Origin of the sequence: Mycobacterium sp. E3247 (assembly GCF_001667785.1) — a bacterium.
Lineage (GTDB): Bacteria > Actinomycetota > Actinomycetes > Mycobacteriales > Mycobacteriaceae > Mycobacterium.
The window spans coordinates 1-17368 of sequence record NZ_LZJG01000549.1 but is presented as its reverse complement, the minus strand read 5'-3'; the positions used below and the strand labels follow the sequence as shown (position 1 = coordinate 17368).

Below are 17368 nucleotides of genomic sequence, written 5' to 3'. Positions count from 1 at the left end.
GCGGGTCTTGATCGACGCCGCGTCGGAGCCGGCCTCGGGTTCGGAGAACAGCTGGCACCAGATCTCTTCTTGGCGCAGCGCCTTCTCCACGAATCTTTCGATCTGCCAATCGGTTCCGTGCTGAATCAGGGTCAGGATCACCCACCCGGTGATCGAGTAGTCGGGCCGTTTGATGCCGGCCGCGCGGAACTCCTCCTCGATCACCAGCTGCTCCACCGCGTCGGCGGCGCGGCCCCAGGGCTTGGGCCAGTGCGGCATCACATAACCGGTCTCGATGAGCTTGTCGCGTTGCGCCTCTTTGTCGAGGGCGGCGATCTCAGCCGCGTCGGCGTGGATCCTGGTGCGCAGTTGTTCGGCCTCGGGCGGCAGATCCAGGCTGTTCTCCCGCCGGGCGCCGGCGGCGGTGCGCTCGAAGACATCCCGGGCCGGCGCGTCGCCGCCGAACAGTGCCTGTATCACCAGGGCGCGGCGCAGGTGCAGGTGCGCGTCGTGCTCCCAGGTGAAACCGATGCCGCCGTGAACCTGAATGTTCAACTCGGCGTTGCGCGCGTAGGCGGGAAACGCCAGCGTCGCCGCCACCGCCGCGGCCAGCTGGAACTGGGCTTCGTCCTCCGACGCCGCGCGCGAGGCGTCCCACACGGCCGCGACCCCGGACTCGGCGGCCACCAGCATGTTCGCGCAATGATGCTTGACCGCCTGGAAAGTGGCGATGGTGCGCCCGAATTGCTGCCGCACCTTGGCATAGTCCACGGCGGCCTCCACGCAGTCCGCGGCGCCACCCACCGCCTCGGCGGCGAGCAACGTCCGGGCGCGGGCCAGCGCGGATGCCCGCGCGCCCACCAGGACGTCGTCGGCGCTGACGTCCACGTTTTCCAGGCGGACCCGGCCGGAGCGCCGGGTCGGGTCGAAGTTGTTCGGCACCTCGATCGAGACGCCGGCGCGACCGCGCTCCAGCAGCAGCACGTCGTCGCCCGCCGCGATCAGCAGCAGTTCGGCCAGGCCGGCGCCCAGCACGATTCCGGCGTCACCGTCGGCGATCCCGTTCGTGAGCCGCACCTGGCCGTCCAGGCCGATGCCCGCGGTGACGGTCCCGTCGACCAACCCGGGTAGCAGGCGCGACTTCTGTTCGGCCGAACCGTCTTTGGCGATCACCGCCGACGTGATGACGGTCGGCACGAACGGACCCGGCGCGACCGCGCGGCCGAGTTCCTCGACGACCACCACGAGTTCGGGCAGCCCGAACCCCGAACCGCCGTGCTCTTCGTCGACATGCAGGCCGAGCCAGCCCAGCTCGACGAGGTTCTGCCAGAACGGCGGCCGCGATTCCTCGGCGGCGTCCAGCAGGGACCGCGCCGCCCAGCGGGCCTTCTGCGAGGTCAAAAACCCGCGGGCGACTTCGGCGAGTTCGCGATGGTCGTCGGTCAGTGCGATACCCATGAGGGGCCCTCCTCGCTACCGGCTGGGTGCCTGCCCCGCTTCGAGGGGAAGCGGGGCGGCTGCCTAAAGAGTGTACTTAATCCGGGGGAGGGCCACTCGCGGGGGTGGCTGCTACTTGGGCGCGAACCGCTGCCCGGCGTCCAGCCGGATGCACTGGCCGTTGAGCATCGGGTTGTCCACGATGGCCGCCGCGAGCTTGGCGTACTCGATCGGCCGGCCCATCCGCTTGGGGAAGGCCGCGTCCTTGGTGAGCGCCGCCGCCATTTCGTCGGGGACCATCGAGGTGATTCCCGTCAGGAACAGGCTGGGGGCGATGGCCAGCACCCGGATGCCCATCGAGCCCAGGTCGCGGGCCATGGTCAGGCACATGCCGGCGATCCCGGCCTTGGCGGCGGTGTAGGCCACCTGCCCGATCTGGCCCTCGAAGGCCGCGATCGACGCGGTGTTGATGATGACGCCGCGCTCTTCGTCCTCGGGCTCGTTCTTGGCCATGTGCGCGGCGGCCAGCCGGCTGATGTTGAAGGTGGCGATCAGGTTCAGGTCGATCACGGATTGGAAGGACTCGAGGTCATGGGGACCGGACTTGGTCAGCGTCCGCTTGGCGATGCCGCCACCCGCAGTGGTGACCGTGACATGCAGGCCGCCCAGCTTGTCCACCGCGGTCTGCAGCGTCTCCTCGGTACCCTTGAAGTCCGTGACGTCGACCGGATAGAACGCGCCGCCGATGCCTTCCGCGACGGTCTTGCCGTCGGAACCCTCGCGGTCGAGCACCACGACGTCCGCCCCACGCTCGGCCAGCAGCTCCGCCGAGGCGCGACCCATCCCCGAGGCGCCGCCGATGACGACGACCTTCTTCCCGTTGATCTCCATCCGGACCCTTCCTTTCGGGTTATCAGATTCCTTGCAATCTGTAACGTTACGTAGGCACGTTAGCGTGTCCGTCCTTCAGGGTTGACCCCGCCTTGTCGGCGAGCCGTGCCAAGCTGATTCCGTGCTGCTTCTCGACGTGGCGACCACCTCGCTTGACGTGGGCGGGACGTCGTCGCGGCTGAGCAAGGTGGCCCACATCGCCGACCTGTTGCGGCGTGCGGCGGCCGACCCCGACGGCGTCGCGATCGTGGTGTCCTGGCTCTCCGGTGAGCTGCCCCAGCGCCAGATCGGGGTCGGGTGGGCATCGCTGCGGTCGCGGCCGCCGCCGGCATCGCACCCGACGCTGACCGTCGCCGGCGTGGACGCCCGCTTCTCGGAGATCGGAGCGGTGTTGGGCAAGGGGTCGCAGGCGCGGCGCGGCGAGCTGATCGCCGGCCTGTTCGCCGCCGCGACCGATGCCGAGCAGGCCTTCCTGGTTCGGTTGCTCGGCGGCGAGCTGCGCCAGGGGGCGCTGAGCGGGATCATGGCCGACGCGGTGGCCAGGGCCGCCGAACTCCCCGTCGCCGCGGTGCAGCGCGCCGCGATGCTGGGCGGGGACTTGCCGTCCGTGGCGGCCGCCGCCCTGTGCGGCGGAGCCAGGGCGCTGGACGCGTTCGCGCTGCGGGTCGGCCGGCCGGTGGGTCCGATGCTGGCACAGACCGCGACCGGGGTGGCCGATGCGCTGGAACGCCACGGCGGCACAACGATTTTCGAGGCGAAACTGGACGGGGCGCGGGTGCAGATCCACCGGTCCGGTGACCAGGTCACCGTCTACACCCGAAGCCTCGACGACGTCACCGCGCGGCTGCCGGAGGTGGTGGAGGCGGCCCTGGCGCTGCCGGTGCGCGACCTCATCGCCGACGGTGAGGCGATCGCGCTGCGGCCCGACAACTCACCGCACCGCTTCCAGGTCACCGCGTCCCGGTTCGGCCGATCGGTCGACGTCGCGGCAGCGCGTGCGGCGCAACCACTTTCGGTGTTCTTCTTCGACATCCTGCACCGCGACGGCGCCGACCTGCTCGACGCGCCGACCGCCGAGCGGCTGGCCGCCCTGGACGCGCTGGTGCCGGCCGCGCAGCGGGTCGATCGGCTGCACACCTCGGACGCCGCCGAGGCTGCCGGGTTCCTGGACGCGACGCTGGCCGCCGGCCACGAAGGCGTGCTGGCCAAGGCGCCGGACGCGCCGTACCAGGCGGGCCGCCGCGGAGCGGGGTGGCTGAAGGTGAAGCCGGTGCACACGCTGGACCTGGTGGTGCTCGCGGTCGAGTGGGGATCCGGGCGACGCACCGGCAGGCTCTCCAACATCCACCTCGGCGCGCGCGAACCCGCCACGGGCGAATTCGTCATGGTGGGAAAGACTTTCAAGGGCATGACCGACGCCATGCTGGACTGGCAGACGGCGCGGTTCTCCGAACTCGCGGTCGCCGGTACCGACGGTTACGTGGTGCGGCTGCGGCCCGAGCAGGTGGTCGAGGTGGCGCTGGACGGTGTCCAGAAGTCCTCGCGCTACCCCGGCGGGGTGGCGCTGCGGTTCGCCCGGGTGCTGCGCTACCGCGACGACAAGGGCCCGGCCGAGGCCGACACCATCGACAGCGTGCGGGCGCTGTATTAAGACGGGCGGAGTTCGTTTCGCGCGCGTAGGGTTTTCGGCCGTGGCAGTCAAAGAGCACGACAAAGACGTCAGCTACATCCACACCGACGACGGGCTACCGCCCGTCGCGATCGTCGACCGCTCCCCCATCACCGGCCGGCACAAGATCTTCTTCGCCGCCATCGCCGTGATCGGCGCCGTCGCGTGGGCCATCATCGCGTTCGCGCGCGGCGAGACGGTGAACGCCGTCTGGTTCGTCGTCGCGGCGATCTGCACCTACGTGCTGGGCTTCCGGTTCTACGCCCGGCTGATCGAGATGAAGATCGTCCGCCCCCGCGACGACCACGCCACCCCGGCCGAAGTGTTCGAGGACGGCAGCGACTACGTGCCCACCGACCGGCGGGTGCTGTTCGGCCACCATTTCGCCGCCATCGCCGGGGCCGGCCCACTTGTCGGTCCGGTGCTGGCGACCCAGATGGGTTACCTGCCCTGCAGCATCTGGATCATCCTCGGGGCGGTGTTCGCCGGCGCGGTGCAGGATTACCTGGTCTTGTGGATCTCCACCCGGCGGCGGGGGCGCTCCCTGGGCCAGATGGCCCGCGACGAACTCGGCGCCACCGGCGGCGCCGCCGCGCTCGTCGGTGCGTTCGTCATCATGGTGATCATCATCGCGGTGCTGGCGCTGGTGGTGGTGCGGGGCCTGGCCCAGAGCCCATGGGGCGTGTTCTCCATCGCCATGACCATCCCGATCGCCCTATTCATGGGCTGCTATCTGCGTTTCTTGCGGCCGGGACGGGTGGCCGAGGTGTCGATCATCGGCTTCGTGCTGCTGATGCTGGCCGTCGCCTCCGGCAACTGGGTCGGCCAAACATCTTGGGGTGCAACGTGGTTGAACATCTCCCCGACCACGGTGGCCTGGCTCATCGTCGGCTACGGTTTCGTGGCATCGGTGCTGCCGGTGTGGTTGCTGCTGGCACCGCGCGACTACCTCTCCACGTTCATGAAGGTCGGGGCCATCGCCCTGCTCGCGGTCGGCATCTGTGCCTCGCTGCCACTCATGCAGGCGCCCGCGGTCTCGCGGTTCGCCGCCCGCGGCGACGGGCCGGTCTTCCCCGGCTCGCTGTTCCCGTTCCTGTTCATCACCATCGCGTGCGGAGCGCTGTCCGGATTCCACGCGCTGATCTCCTCGGGGACGACACCCAAGCTGCTGGAGAAGGAGAGCCAGATGCGGCTCATCGGCTACGGCGGCATGCTCACCGAATCCTTCGTCGCCGTCATGGCGCTGATCAGCGCGTCGATCCTCGACCAGCACCTCTACTTCGCCCTCAACGCCCCGCCCGCCCAAACCGGCGGCACCGCGACCACCGCAGCGGACTACGTCAATCGGCTCGGCCTGAAGGGGATCCCCACCAGCGCAAGTCAACTCGGTCAGGCCGCCGCCGGGGTCGGCGAAAAGTCGATCGTGTCGCGCACCGGCGGGGCGCCCACGCTGGCATTCGGCATGGCGGAGGTGCTGCAACGGGTCTTCGGCGGGGCAGGCCTCAAGGCGTTCTGGTATCACTTCGCGATCATGTTCGAGGCGCTGTTCATCCTGACCGCCGTCGACGCGGGCACCCGCGTCGCGCGTTTCATGCTGTCCGACACGCTGGGCAACCTGGGTGGTCCGCTGACCAAGCTGCGCAACCCGAGCTGGCGCCCGGGCGTCTGGCTCTGCAGCCTGGCGGTGGCCGCTGCCTGGGGCAGCATCCTGCTGATGGGCGTGACGGACCCGCTGGGCGGAATCAACACCCTGTTCCCGCTGTTCGGCATCGCCAACCAGCTGCTCGCCGCCGTCGCGCTGACCGTGATCACGGTGGTGGTCATCAAGAAGGGCCTGCTGAAGTGGGCTTGGATTCCCGGTATTCCGCTGCTATGGGATTTGGCCGTCACGCTCACCGCGTCGTGGCAGAAGATCTTCTCCTCAGATCCCAATGTCGGTTACTGGACGCAGCACTTCCAGTATCTGGCGGCCCGCAACGCCGGCAAGACGTCGTTCGGTTCGGCCAAGAACGTTCATCAGCTCGACGACGTCATCAGGAACACCTTCGTCCAGGGCACCCTGTCGGTTCTGTTCGCACTGGTCGTGGTCGTCGTGCTGATCGTCGGGATCATGGTGTCTTATCAGGCGATTCGCGGCCGAGGCCGGCCGCTGACGGAGGATGAGCCGATACCGTCGAAGTTCTTCGCGCCGTCGGGGCTCATCCCCACGGCCGCCGAGCGGGCGCTGCAGAAACAGTGGGACGCGCCGGACAAAAAGGTCGTGTCGAATTCCTCAGCGCGGTCCTAAAATTGCGCGATGAGGGTCGGCATCGACTTTGGCACCACACACACCGTCGTCGCGGCCGTCGACCGGGGCAACTACCCCGTCGTCTCCTTTGATGGGGTGGACGCGTGGCCGTCCGTGGTGGCGGCCAACGCCGACGGGGAGCTCCGGTTCGGCGCGGAGGCCGCCGCCGTCCGGCACGACCCCGGCTGGTCGGTGTTGCGGTCGTTCAAACGTCTGCTCAACGAGGCCGGGCCCCAGACCGAGGTGAGCCTGGCCGGCCGCAGCCATCGACTGGCCGACCTGCTCACCGGCTTCCTGGCGCAGCTGAAGAGCGACCTGTTGCGTCACTCCAACGCCAGCCTCGCCCAAGGGGAAGCCATCGAGGCCGCGATCAGCGTGCCGGCCAACGCCTCGAGCGCGCAGCGGCTGCTGACGCTGGACGCGTTCGTCGCGGCGGGCTTCCACGTCGTCGCGCTGCTCAACGAGCCGTCCGCGGCGAGCCTCGAGTACGCGCACCGGTACCGCTCCACCATCACCGCCAAGCGGGAGTACGTCCTCATCTACGACCTGGGCGGGGGCACCTTCGACGCCTCGCTGCTCAAGATGACCGGGCACGCGAACGAGGTCGTCGTCAGTGAAGGCATTCAGCGCCTCGGCGGCGACGACTTCGACGAGGCGATCGTCGAACTCGTGCTGGCCCGCTCGCAGCTGTCCGGCGTGGACGCCGCCGCCCGCGATCTGCTGCGGGAGGAGTGCGCCGCGCGTAAGGAGGCCGTCGGGCCGCAGACGCGCCGCTTCCTGGTGGACCTCACCGGGGTCGACGACGGGACCGACCGGCCCCCGTTCTCCTGTCCGATCGACGACGTCTACGCGGTCTGCGCGCCGCTCGTCGACAAGACGATGCAATTGCTCGACCGCGTGCTGCGCAACCCGGCCGCCGGCGACCGCGACGTGACGTGGTCGGAGGTGGCCGGCATCTACGTCGTGGGCGGCGCCGGCAGCTTCCCGCTCGTTTCCCGGATGCTGCGCACCACCTTCGGTGACAAGCGGGTGAAGCGCTCGCCGCACCCGTTTGCGGCCACCGCCATCGGGCTGGCCGTCTTCCTCGACAAGGAATCCGATTTTGCGCTCTCCGAACGCTTCTCGCGCAACTTCGGGGTCTTCCGCGAGGCCGAGGCGGGTGCCGACGTCGTCTTCGACCCGATCGTCTGCAAGGACGTCTCCCTGCCCGCCGACGGGCACACCCCGCTGGTGGTCAGGCGGACCTACCGCGCGGCGCACAACATCGGCCACTTCCGCTTCGTGGAGTGCAGCCGCCTGGTCAACGGCCGGCCCGACGGCGACGTCACGCCCTATGACCCGGTCCTCTTCCCCTTCGACCCGGCCCTGCGCGATCGCGACGACCTCGGGCGCCAGCCGGTCGGCCGGTGGCGGGACGGCCCCGACGTCGAGGAGCGCTACGTCATCGCCCCCAGCGGGGCGGTGGAAGTGACCCTGACGACGCAGCCGGCCGGATTCGAGCGCACCTTCCGCCTGGAGCGCCGCGCCTCCGCGAGCGCGTGACGCGGCCCATGGAGCTCTATGACGTGATGCGAACGACGTTCGCGGCGCGCGAATTCACCGACGACCCGGTGCCCGACGAGGTGCTGGGGCGCATCTTCGACAACGCCCGGTTCGCGCCGAGCGGCGGCAACCGGCAGGGCGCCCACATCACGGTGGTGCGCGACCCCGACACCCGGCGCGCGCTCGCCGAGCTGGGTACGGCCGCGGCGCGCCGCTACTTCGCTCAGCTGCAGGCGGGCGAGAACCCTTGGAACCCAATTTATCCCAGCGGCGTGCCGCAGGACGTCATCGACCGAACGGAGATCCCCGACACCTTCGTCGCGCCCATCGCGAAAGCGCCCGTGGTCCTCGTGGTTTCCGTCGACCTGAGCGTCGTGGCCTCGATCGATCAGGATCTGGACCGCATCGGCCTGGCCGGCGGCGCATCGGTGTACCCGCTGATCTGGAACATCCTGCTGGCGGCCCGCGGCGAGGGTTACGGCGGCACCATCACGACCATGGCCATCGCGGCCGAGGACCGGGTCCGGCGCCTGCTGGGCATCCCGGACCTGCACGCGGTCGCCGCGGTTGTGCCCCTTGGAAAACCGGTGCGCCAGCCGACCAAGCTTCGGCGCAGGCCGGTCGCCGAATTCGTCACCCGCGACCGCTTCGACGGCCCGGCGTTCGAAGGCTGACGACCGCCGCCCGGGCGGGTCCGCTCTTATTCAATGACATCGGCATAGATGTCCAGGAGGCGGAACCTCGTCGCATCGAGATACTCTCCGAGAACCGCGATCACACGTTTCTGCAGCTCGTACCCGAGTTCGTGGTCCTCTTCGCATTTGTCGCGCAGGCACTTGCCGTCGAAACCGATGGCGCGCGTCGTCTCAACGGCGCGCCCGTCGAACCGCCAGTTGTACGGTGGCACCAACCACGACCATCCAAGAATGTCTCCGCCTCCGAGCGTCTGCACCGTCAAGCTGCCACGCCCCAGAACGGGGGTTTCGAGCGCGATCCTGCCTTCGCGGATGAGGTAGAAGCTGTCAGCGGGGTGGCCCTCGCGGAAGATCAACTCACCCGCGGTGAAGCGCAGGTTTGCCGCACAACCGACCGCCAACTGCAAATAGCGCGGGTCCATCCCGCAGAAGAACGGGTGTCTGGCCAGAACGCCTTCTAGCGTCCGCACTGCCTGTTTCCTTCACCGGTGCCGATCAATTGCTTGAGACCAACGATAGTTGATGAGGAAGGCCTATGTTCGGCGATCGAAGAGAAGAATTGCCGCGGCGTAGCCCTGCACTGCGTCTCGGCGAGAAGGAGCCCGCATGTCCACTTGGCTGATCACCGGATGCTCGACCGGGCTCGGGCGCGCGCTCGCCGAAGCCGTCGCCGGGGCCGGTCACAACGTCGTCGTCACCGCACGTGACGTCGAGAAGGTCACCGACCTGGTGTCGGTCGCGCCCGAGCGGGTGCTCGCGGCCACCCTCGACGTCACCGACCCCGCACAGGTCGCCACGGCCGTGCGGCAGGCCCACAACCGGTTCGGCCACGTCGACGTACTGGTGAACAATGCGGGTTACGGTTACCGCGCCGCGGTCGAGGAGGGCGACGACGCCGACGTGCGCGCCCTGTTCGAGACGCACTTCTTCGGCACCGTCGCCATGATCAGGGCGGTCCTGCCCGGCATGCGGGCACGCCGCAGCGGCGCGATCGTGAACATCTCCTCGATCGGCGCAACGGTGACACCGGTGGGATCCGGCTACTACGCCGCGGCCAAGGCCGCCATCGAGGGCATGAGCGGCGCGCTGCGCGGTGAGCTTGCCCCGCTGGGCATCTCGGTAACCATCGTCGAGCCCGGTGCGTTCCGCACCGATTTCGCCGGGCGCTCGCTCGTCCAGTCGGCCACGGTCATCGACGACTACGCGGCCACCGCCGGGAAACGGCGCAAGGAAAACGACACCATGCACGGCAACCAGGCCGGCGACCCGGCCAAGGCGGCCACCGCCATCATTGCGGCGGTCGAGTCGCCCGAGCCCCCGGGGTTCCTACTGCTCGGCCCGGACGCCCTGGCCATCTACCGCCACGTTGCGGACGCGCGCGCCACCGAGATCGCGAAGTGGGAAGAGCTGACGAGCGGCACTAACTTCGGGCCGTAACCGCCTGCCGCAGCTTGTGTTTGGCGAGCTTGCCGGTCGGGGTCCGGGGCAGGTCGTCGACGAACTCGACCGAACGCGTAAACGGCCGGGTACATCGATCAGGCCTCCGCGGGGGCGGACACGACGACGGCGTAGACCCGTTTGGCACGGTCGTTGGTCATGTCGACGTGCACGAACTTCTGCTCGGTGTACTCGTCGAGGGCGCCGGGTCCCAGTTCCCGCCCCAGACCGCTCTGCTTCACACCGCCGAAGGGGAACATCGCGTTGACCATGTGCCAGTCGTTGATCCACACCGTGCCGGACTCCAATTCGCGCGCAATCGCCAACGCGCGTTCGTTGTCCGTGCTCCACACCCCCGCGGACAGTCCGTACTCGCTGTCGTTGGCGATCGCGACCGCGTCGGCGTCGTCCGCGCACTTGATCACCACGAGCACCGGCCCGAAGATCTCCTCCCGCGCCACCCGCATGTCGTTGGTGGCCCCGGTCAGGATCGTCGGCGCGACCCAATGGCCATCGGCGAAGCGCGGTTCGGCGGGAACCGTGCCCTGGTAGGCGATCTTGCATCCCTCCTCCTGGCCGAGCGCGATGTATTTCTCCACCCGCGCCTTCTGTCTGGCCGATATCAGCGGGCCGACGTCGGTCGCCGGGTCCATCGGGTTGCCCACGACCAGGGTCGACGCGCGGGCTACCAGCCGTCGCACGAACTCGTCGTGAATCGACTCGTGCAGCAACAACCTGGTCCCGGACTCGCAGGCCTGACCACACATCAGCAGGAATCCGAACAGCGTGCCGTCCACCGCCAGGTCCAGATCGGCGTCGGCGCAGACGATGTTCGCGCCCTTGCCGCCCAACTCGAGGGTGACCCGCTTGACGTTGTCGGCGGCGGCGCGCATCACGGTCCTGCCGACTTCGGTGGAGCCGGTGAAGGCCACCTTGCGAACATCGGGGTGTTCGGCGAGCCGGGCGCCCACCACCGGGCCGGACCCGGTGACGACGTTCAGCACCCCAGCCGGCAACCCGACTTCGTCTGCCGCCCTGGCCAATTCGAGCAGCGTCAGCGGCGTCTGGTCGTCGGGCTTGAGCACTATCGTGTTGCCCGCCGCCAGCGCCGGACCCAGCTTCCACACCGCCAGCAGCAACGGGAAGTTCCACGGCACGATGCCGGCGCAGACGCCCACCGGTTCGCGACGCAGCACCCCGGCGGCCAGCGTCGGCGCCTCGATCAGGGGGCCGGTTTCCTCGAACGCGTACGAGCGCGCCAACGAGGCGAAGTATTTCAGGTGGGCGATCGAGTAGCCCAGCAGGAACGCACCCGCGGACCGCGCGGTCGCACCGTTTTCGCGTACCTGCAGGACGGTCAGTTCGTCGAGCCGCGCGGCGAGGTTGTCGGCGATCGCATCGAGGATGCGGGCGCGTTCGGCGGGCGGCGTCAGCCGCCAGACGCCGGAGGCATGTGCCGCCTTCGCCGCGGCGACGGCCTCGTCGGCCACGGTGTCGTCGCCCCGGGCAACGGTCGCGACCACTTCATCCGTCGCGGGATCGCGCACCTCTACCCTGCTCGCGGTGTCACGCCAACGCCCGTCGATGTACACCGCATAGTGCGGAATGCCAGTCATGTCGTCCTCGCTCGTGTCATCGGATCCGTCGGCGCCATCGCGCGAAACTCCGCCATCGATCGGCGGCGTGGTGCGCGGCGCTGACCCCGGCCGGAATGCCGAGCGGGGCAGCGAAAATGACGACGAGGGTGATCAGGCTGATCATCGGTGGCCCGGTTCAGAACCGGATCAGCCCGCGCAGGTTCACGCCGGCGTGCATGTCGGCGTAGCCCGTGTTGATCTCCTCCAGGGTGTACTCACGCGTGACGAGCTCGTCGAGCTTCAACCGACCGGCGCGGTACAGCTCCAGCATCCGCGGTATGTCGTGGCGCGGATTGGACGATCCGAAAAGCGATCCGCGGACCTGCTTTTCGTACAGGGTCAAGTCGAACAGCGACATGTCGACGCAGGTGTCGGCGGGATGCGGGATCGCGGTCATCACCACCCTGCCGCGCTTGCCGACCAGGCTCAGCGCCTGCGCGACATAGACCCCCTCGGCCGAATCGGTGCTGACCACGCAGACGTCAGCCATCTGACCGCGCGTCAGGTCGGTGATCAGGGCTTGCGCCTCCGCCACCGTCGCCGCCGTGTGGGTGGCGCCGAACTCGAGCGAACGGCACCGCTTGTACTCCACGGGATCGAGGGCGACGATGATGCGTGCTCCGGCGATCCGAGCGCCCTGGACCGCGTTCATCCCGATCCCGCCGACCCCCATGACCACCACGGCGTCGCCGTCACGCGCCTCGCCGGTGCGGACTATGCTGCCGTAGCCGGTCGTGACCCCGCAGCCGACCAGCGCGGCGGTGTCCAGCGCGGTGGACGGGTCGACCTTGATCACCGAGGCCAGCGGCACCACCGTGTATTCGGAGAACGTTCCCAGCACGCACATCTGGCCCAGCCCTTGGCCTTTCGCGTGGAACCTGAAGGTGCCGTCGAGCTGCGGTCCGGCGATGATGGCGGCGCCGAGCACGCACAGGTTGCTCATGCCGCGTGAACACGGTTCGCAGCGACCGCAGGCCGGGATGAAGCTCAACGCCACCGAATCGCCCGGGGCCACTTCTGTGACGCCGGGGCCGACGTCGACGACCACCCCCGCGCCCTCGTGGCCGCCGACCACCGGTAGCTGCATCGGCATGTCGCCGGTGATCAGGTGGTCGTCGGAGTGGCACAGGCCGGCGGCCGCCATCTTGACCAGGACCTCGTTCTCCCTGGGCCCGTCCAGGTCGACCTCTTCGACCTCCCACTTCTGGTGCAGCCCCCACAGCACCGCCGCCTTCGTCTTCATCGTTCCGGCGTCCAGGTGGCCGGCAGGCTGTTGACGCCGTTGATGAAGTTGGCCAGCGCGTAGTGCGGCTCGGGTGCCGAGATGTCCGGAATGCGCGTGTAGACCTCGGTCAGCAAGGCCTTGAGCATGGTGCGCGCGAGCGCCGCACCCAGGCAGAAGTGCGGACCCCCGCCACCGAAGGCGATGTGCGGGTTCGGGTTTCGCAGGATGTCGAACGAATGCGGATTGTCGAAGACGTCCTCGTCACGATTGCCGGAGTAGTACCACAGCACCACCTTGTCGCCGGCCTTGATCTCGGAGCCGCGGACGGTGACGTCCTGGGTGGCGGTGCGGCGCATGTGCAGCAACGGCGATCCCCACCGCAGCACCTCCTCGACGGCAGTGCCGACCCTGCCCTCGACGTCCTCGACGAGCAGTGCGCGCTGCTCGGGGAACTTCGAGAGGGCGGCGATGGCGTGGGCGGAGGCGTGCCGCGTGGTGTCGTTGGACGCGACGCCCATCAGCACGAAGAACGCCTTCAGCTCGTCGTCGGTCATCTTCTTGCCGTCGAACTCGGCCTGCACCATCCAGGTCATCAGGTCGTCACCGGGATTGGCCCGCCGCTCGGGGATCAACACCGTTGCCACCTCGTGCAGATCCATCACGGCGCCCATGAACAATTCGAGTTCGCTCTGCTCGCCGCGGATGTTCGGGTCGGTCCAACCCACGAGCCGCTGGGCGGCCGTGACGGCCTTGTCCCGCAGGTCGCCCTCGGGCAGCCCGAAGAAGCTGCCGAAGATCCGGCCGGGCAGCTTGACCGACACGAGTTGCACGAAGTCGCCCTGGCCCAGGTGGGCCATTTCGGTGACCAGATCGTGGGCGTGGCCGCGGATCCACCCTTCGAGCCGGCGCACGTTCTTGGGCTTGAAAGCCTCCGTCGTGATGCCGCGCAACTGAGTATGCCGCGGGGCATCCATCGCAATGAAGGACTGCGCGATCTCCACCGCCTCGGGGGCGAAGTCCTCCATCGTGATCCCCTCGGCCGACGAGAAGATCTCCGGGTGGCGGCTGGCCATCCGGATGTCTTCTTGCTTGGTCAGCGACCAGAACCCCCTGGTGTTGAGTTCGGGGGGCAACAGATCCGACTCGGCGGGACGGCTCCACGGCACCGGGTTCTCCGCGCGCAGGACGGCGAAGGCAGCGTCGCGCTCCTCCGGCGGTCTCGCCCAGAACTCGCGGGCACTCAGGTCGATGTCCTTGTGGGTGGGCGCGGTCGTTGGAGCGGTCATCGTGGGGCCTTTCTGGCGGTGTGCTGTGGTGCACGTCACCGCCGCATCGCACCCATGCTGGCCAGCGCGACGGCGCCGCGGCACAGACGCGAGTGCCAATCACTGGCCTGCGCGGGCCAGCGCGTGGAACCGCTGGATCAGGCGATCGGTGCGCGGAAGGTAGCGATCAGGCCGCCGCCGTCGCGCGCGGCGAAGTCGACCCGGCCGCCCATCGCCTCGGCGATCTGCTGCACGATCCACAGGCCGAGGCCCGCGGTGCCGCGCTGGCCGCCGACGCTGACGTATTTGGCGGTCAGCTCACCGAGGTTTTCGGCCGGGATACCCGGACCCCGGTCGGCCACCGTGCAGACCAGCTCGTCGCCTTCGCGCGAGCAGGTGACGTCGACGGGTTCACGACGGCCGTGCCGTGAGGCGTTCTCCAGGAGGTTGGTCAGCAGCCGGCGCAGCCCCTGGGCGTTGACGGCCACGGCCCCGACGTCGCCGGTGACGTTCAGCCGCAGCCGCGGTGGCGCCAACCCGACCGCATCGGCGGCGGCGGCCACGAGGTCGGCCACGTCGACGCGGCGAATCCTGCCCGCGGAGAACGTCGGGCGGCGACTGAGTGCGACGTCGGACAACGCATCGAGCATGTCGGCCAGGTGATGCACGTGGCGGGCCACCAGCCGCAGACTGGTTTCCCGATCGGCCTGCGACATCGGCTGCGCCGAAGTCGTGGAAGTCAAAGCCTCGGTCAGCGCCTCCAAAGACGTGACGGGAGTGCGGAATTCGTGCACCAGCACCTGAAGTCCATCCTGCTGCGACTGGTAGGACCGCAGCAGGCGCGCCCGCAGGTCGCGTTCCTCCTCGGCGGCGGCGTGTTCGGCCTCGGCTTCGACCAGTGCGCGCACACGGGAACGGTGTTCGCGTTCGGCGAGCGCCGAGAGCCCCGCGGTGATGATCGCGACGAACAGCAGGTACACCGCCGACCAGCCGGCCTGTAGTGCCGGAGCCGGCGTAACGGGGCGTTGCGGCGACGAGATCAGCGCCACGGGGATATAGGCGGCGCCCAACAGGAGCGCGACCAGCAGGGTTTCGCTGAAGGAGAGGCGCGCCGCCGAGGCGATCACCGCCAGCGCGAGCACCGCGACCACGGGGCTGTAGACGCCCCCGCTCAGGGCGATCAGCGCCAGCGTGAACGCCGAGTCGAAGGCGGTGACCAGCCACGCGTACCGGGTGCGCCGCACCTCCAGCTGCGGGTGGGCCATCACGATGGCGGCGTAAACCATCGCGCCGCCCAGCACCGCGACCGTGGCCGCTGTGTGCTGACGGACCCATTGGGGTCCGATCGCCAGCAACACACCGATGGAGATGACGACGGCGACCCGTACCGCGACGACGGTGCGGGCCAGCCCGTAGTCCCCGCCGTCGAAGTCCATCGTGGTTCCGGGCTGATCGAGCGGTCTCACCCAGCTGACCATAGAGTTGGGGTTAGCATCGCGGCAATGACTCGCTCGCCGTATGTCGTGGTGATCGTCGACGACCATGAGCTTTTCGCGCAGGGCCTCGCCCTGTTGCTGACCCGCGAGTGGGGCGAACTGTTCACCGTTGGCGGCCAGACGACGTACGTGGAAGAGGCCGCCGACCTGGTGGCCCGCTGCGACGCCGACGTCGCGATCATCGACCTGTCGATGCCGCCGCTGGGCGGGGTCGCCGCCATCCGGCACATCAAGGCGCGCCGCCCGACGACCCGGATACTGGCGCTGTCGGGGACCGAGGACCTGGCGCTGGCCGAAGAGGCGTTGCGGGCCGGCGCGGACGGCTTTCTGCCCAAGACCGCGAGGCCCGAGGCGCTGGCGGGACCCTTGTGGACGATCGCGGAGGGCTTGCGGGTTGTGGACGGCGCGCTGCTCGACGCGCTGCTGAGCAACACCCGCAAGCCGCCGTCCGAACTGCTGGACAGCCTGTCGGCCCAGGACCTTCAACTATGGACGCTGCTCGCGACCGGCGCGGAAACCGGCGACATCGCCCAGCGGATGCTGGTGTCGGAGCGCACCGCCAAACGTATGGTGGCCACGCTGCTGCACAAGCTTCGGGTGAGCAACCGCATAGCGGCCGCCGCGCTGGCCGGACGTTACCGGCTGCTCGATGACGTTGCCGAAACCAACCGCCTCAGTTGAGGATTCGGATCGCTTGCGCGGGGCACATCGCCGCCGCCCGGATCACACGTTCCCGGTCGGCTTCGGGCGGGTCCGGCTCGAGGACCACCACTTGTTCGGCACCGTCGGGAATGTCGAAAACGTCGGGAGCGGCCAGCAGGCACTGCCCATGACCCTCACACAGGTCGAGGTCGACGGTGATGTGCATGAGCGCCAGTATCGGTGAGGCCTGGGCACCGCGGACGGTCCGAACGCGCCAGATGTGGCCCCTTCGGGCCAGCTCGTCGTGGGCCTTTCAGCCCTAGGCGCTGGACTGGCTTCTGCTCATTCTGGAGTCCCTAGTGTCCCCTCCTCATCGAAAACCCGATCATGACCACTACGCGAACTCAGCCCACCCCCTCCATCGAAGTTGTCGAGCAGCGCAGACACGAAGTCGATGCGATCGTCGACAGGGCGGCCACGGCGGCCGCAGCCTTCCGCAACCTTGACCAGGAGAAGGTCGATGCGATCGTCGAGGCAATGGTGCGCGCCGGGGTTCGCGCAGCCGGGGAACTGGCTGGTGTCGCGATCGAGGAGACGGGTTTCGGCGTCTTCGAGGACAAGGTCGTCAAGAACTACGTGGCCACCGAGTTCCTGCACGATTACCTGCGCGACAAGAAATCCGTAGGAGTCATCGACGAGGACGTCGAACACAACATCGCCTACGTGGCCGAACCGATCGGGGTCGTACTGGCCATCACCCCGGTGACCAACCCGACCTCGACCGTGCTGTTCAAGGCGATCGTCGCCGCCAAGACCCGCAACGCCATTCTTTTCCGGCCGTCACCGTATGCGGTGCGCTGCTGCGAACGCACCCTGGAAATCCTCCGACCGGCGGCCGAGGCCGCCGGCATGCCGCCCGGGGCGCTGCAGGTCATTCCCGACGCCGCGCACGAGGTGACGCACTATCTGTTCAAGCATCCAGGTGTCGATTTCATCTGGGTGACGGGCGGACCGAAGATCGTCGCCCTGGCGAATTCGGCCGGGAAGCCGGGCCTGTCCGTCGGTCCGGGCAATGCGCCGATCTACGTGCACAAGACGGCGGACCTCAAAGGCGCGGTCGTCGACATCCTGATCTCGAAAACCTTTGACTCGTCGGTCATTTGCCC

Annotated in this window: 15 protein-coding genes; 7 read left to right on the top strand and 8 right to left on the bottom strand. The window is 68.7% G+C overall.

Annotated features, from left to right (window positions below):
• Nucleotides 1-1437 (bottom strand): acyl-CoA dehydrogenase (locus A9X04_RS27915; RefSeq protein ID WP_067928002.1); only part of this gene is annotated, 1437 nt, incomplete at its 3' end.
• A gap of 111 nt (nucleotides 1438-1548) precedes the next feature.
• Nucleotides 1549-2307, bottom strand: coding sequence for an SDR family NAD(P)-dependent oxidoreductase (locus A9X04_RS27910; protein ID WP_067927999.1), 759 nt, complete (start codon nucleotides 2305-2307; stop codon nucleotides 1549-1551).
• A 121-nt stretch (nucleotides 2308-2428) separates the two neighbouring features.
• Between A9X04_RS27910 and A9X04_RS27905 the strand changes: the two genes are divergently transcribed.
• The 4 genes from A9X04_RS27905 to A9X04_RS27890 are packed head-to-tail and all read left to right on the top strand — an operon-like array spanning nucleotide 2429 to nucleotide 8479.
• Nucleotides 2429-3958 (top strand): ATP-dependent DNA ligase, encoded by a 1530-nt coding sequence (locus A9X04_RS27905; RefSeq protein ID WP_067927997.1) that lies wholly within the window; start codon nucleotides 2429-2431, stop codon nucleotides 3956-3958.
• A gap of 40 nt (nucleotides 3959-3998) precedes the next feature.
• The gene (locus A9X04_RS27900) at nucleotides 3999-6263 is read left to right on the top strand and encodes a carbon starvation CstA family protein (RefSeq protein WP_067927995.1); all 2265 of its coding nucleotides are present in this window, start codon (nucleotides 3999-4001) and stop codon (nucleotides 6261-6263) included.
• Between the two features lie 9 nt (nucleotides 6264-6272).
• Nucleotides 6273-7805, top strand: a complete 1533-nt coding sequence (locus A9X04_RS27895) for an Hsp70 family protein (protein ID WP_067927993.1) — start codon at nucleotides 6273-6275, stop codon at nucleotides 7803-7805.
• A gap of 8 nt (nucleotides 7806-7813) precedes the next feature.
• The gene (locus A9X04_RS27890; protein WP_067927990.1) at nucleotides 7814-8479 is read left to right on the top strand and encodes a nitroreductase family protein; all 666 of its coding nucleotides are present in this window, start codon (nucleotides 7814-7816) and stop codon (nucleotides 8477-8479) included.
• Nucleotides 8480-8505: 26 nt separating this feature from the next.
• On the opposite strand, the gene A9X04_RS27885 is transcribed toward A9X04_RS27890, so the two are convergent.
• Entirely contained in the window at nucleotides 8506-8970 is a 465-nt protein-coding gene (locus A9X04_RS27885; protein ID WP_067927987.1) for a cyclic nucleotide-binding domain-containing protein, read from the bottom strand.
• 136 nt (nucleotides 8971-9106) lie between these two features.
• Here A9X04_RS27885 and A9X04_RS27880 point away from each other — a divergent pair, with 136 nt between their 5' ends.
• The gene (locus tag A9X04_RS27880; protein ID WP_067927984.1) at nucleotides 9107-9937 is read left to right on the top strand and encodes an oxidoreductase; all 831 of its coding nucleotides are present in this window, start codon (nucleotides 9107-9109) and stop codon (nucleotides 9935-9937) included.
• 98 nt (nucleotides 9938-10035) lie between these two features.
• On the opposite strand, the gene A9X04_RS27875 is transcribed toward A9X04_RS27880, so the two are convergent.
• The 4 genes from A9X04_RS27875 to A9X04_RS27860 form a co-directional block, all read right to left on the bottom strand.
• Nucleotides 10036-11553 carry an aldehyde dehydrogenase gene (locus A9X04_RS27875; protein ID WP_067927982.1) on the bottom strand — a complete coding sequence of 506 codons (1518 nt, stop codon included), beginning with the start codon at nucleotides 11551-11553 and terminating at the stop codon, nucleotides 10036-10038.
• 157 nt (nucleotides 11554-11710) lie between these two features.
• The gene (locus tag A9X04_RS27870) at nucleotides 11711-12817 is read right to left on the bottom strand and encodes an NDMA-dependent alcohol dehydrogenase (protein ID WP_067927980.1); all 1107 of its coding nucleotides are present in this window, start codon (nucleotides 12815-12817) and stop codon (nucleotides 11711-11713) included.
• Nucleotides 12814-14085, bottom strand: a complete 1272-nt coding sequence (locus A9X04_RS27865) for a cytochrome P450 (RefSeq protein WP_067927977.1) — start codon at nucleotides 14083-14085, stop codon at nucleotides 12814-12816. The genes A9X04_RS27870 and A9X04_RS27865 overlap by 4 nt, the downstream gene beginning before the upstream one ends.
• Nucleotides 14086-14222: 137 nt before the next feature.
• Nucleotides 14223-15530: a sensor histidine kinase KdpD gene (locus A9X04_RS27860; RefSeq protein ID WP_231980406.1), complete on the bottom strand. Its 1308-nt coding sequence runs from the start codon at nucleotides 15528-15530 to the stop codon at nucleotides 14223-14225.
• Between the two features lie 36 nt (nucleotides 15531-15566).
• On the opposite strand from A9X04_RS27860, the gene A9X04_RS27855 reads away from it, so the two are divergent.
• Nucleotides 15567-16241: a response regulator transcription factor gene (locus A9X04_RS27855; RefSeq protein ID WP_197509459.1), complete on the top strand. Its 675-nt coding sequence runs from the start codon at nucleotides 15567-15569 to the stop codon at nucleotides 16239-16241.
• Here the strand turns inward: A9X04_RS27855 and A9X04_RS27850 are convergent.
• Nucleotides 16234-16428 carry a ferredoxin gene (locus A9X04_RS27850; protein ID WP_067927974.1) on the bottom strand — a complete coding sequence of 65 codons (195 nt, stop codon included), beginning with the start codon at nucleotides 16426-16428 and terminating at the stop codon, nucleotides 16234-16236. The two genes, A9X04_RS27855 and A9X04_RS27850, sit on opposite strands and share 8 nt — an antisense overlap.
• Nucleotides 16429-16589: 161 nt before the next feature.
• Here A9X04_RS27850 and A9X04_RS27845 point away from each other — a divergent pair.
• Nucleotides 16590-17368, top strand: a 779-nt coding sequence (locus A9X04_RS27845) for an aldehyde dehydrogenase family protein (RefSeq protein WP_156764568.1), incomplete at its 3' end; no start/stop codon positions are given.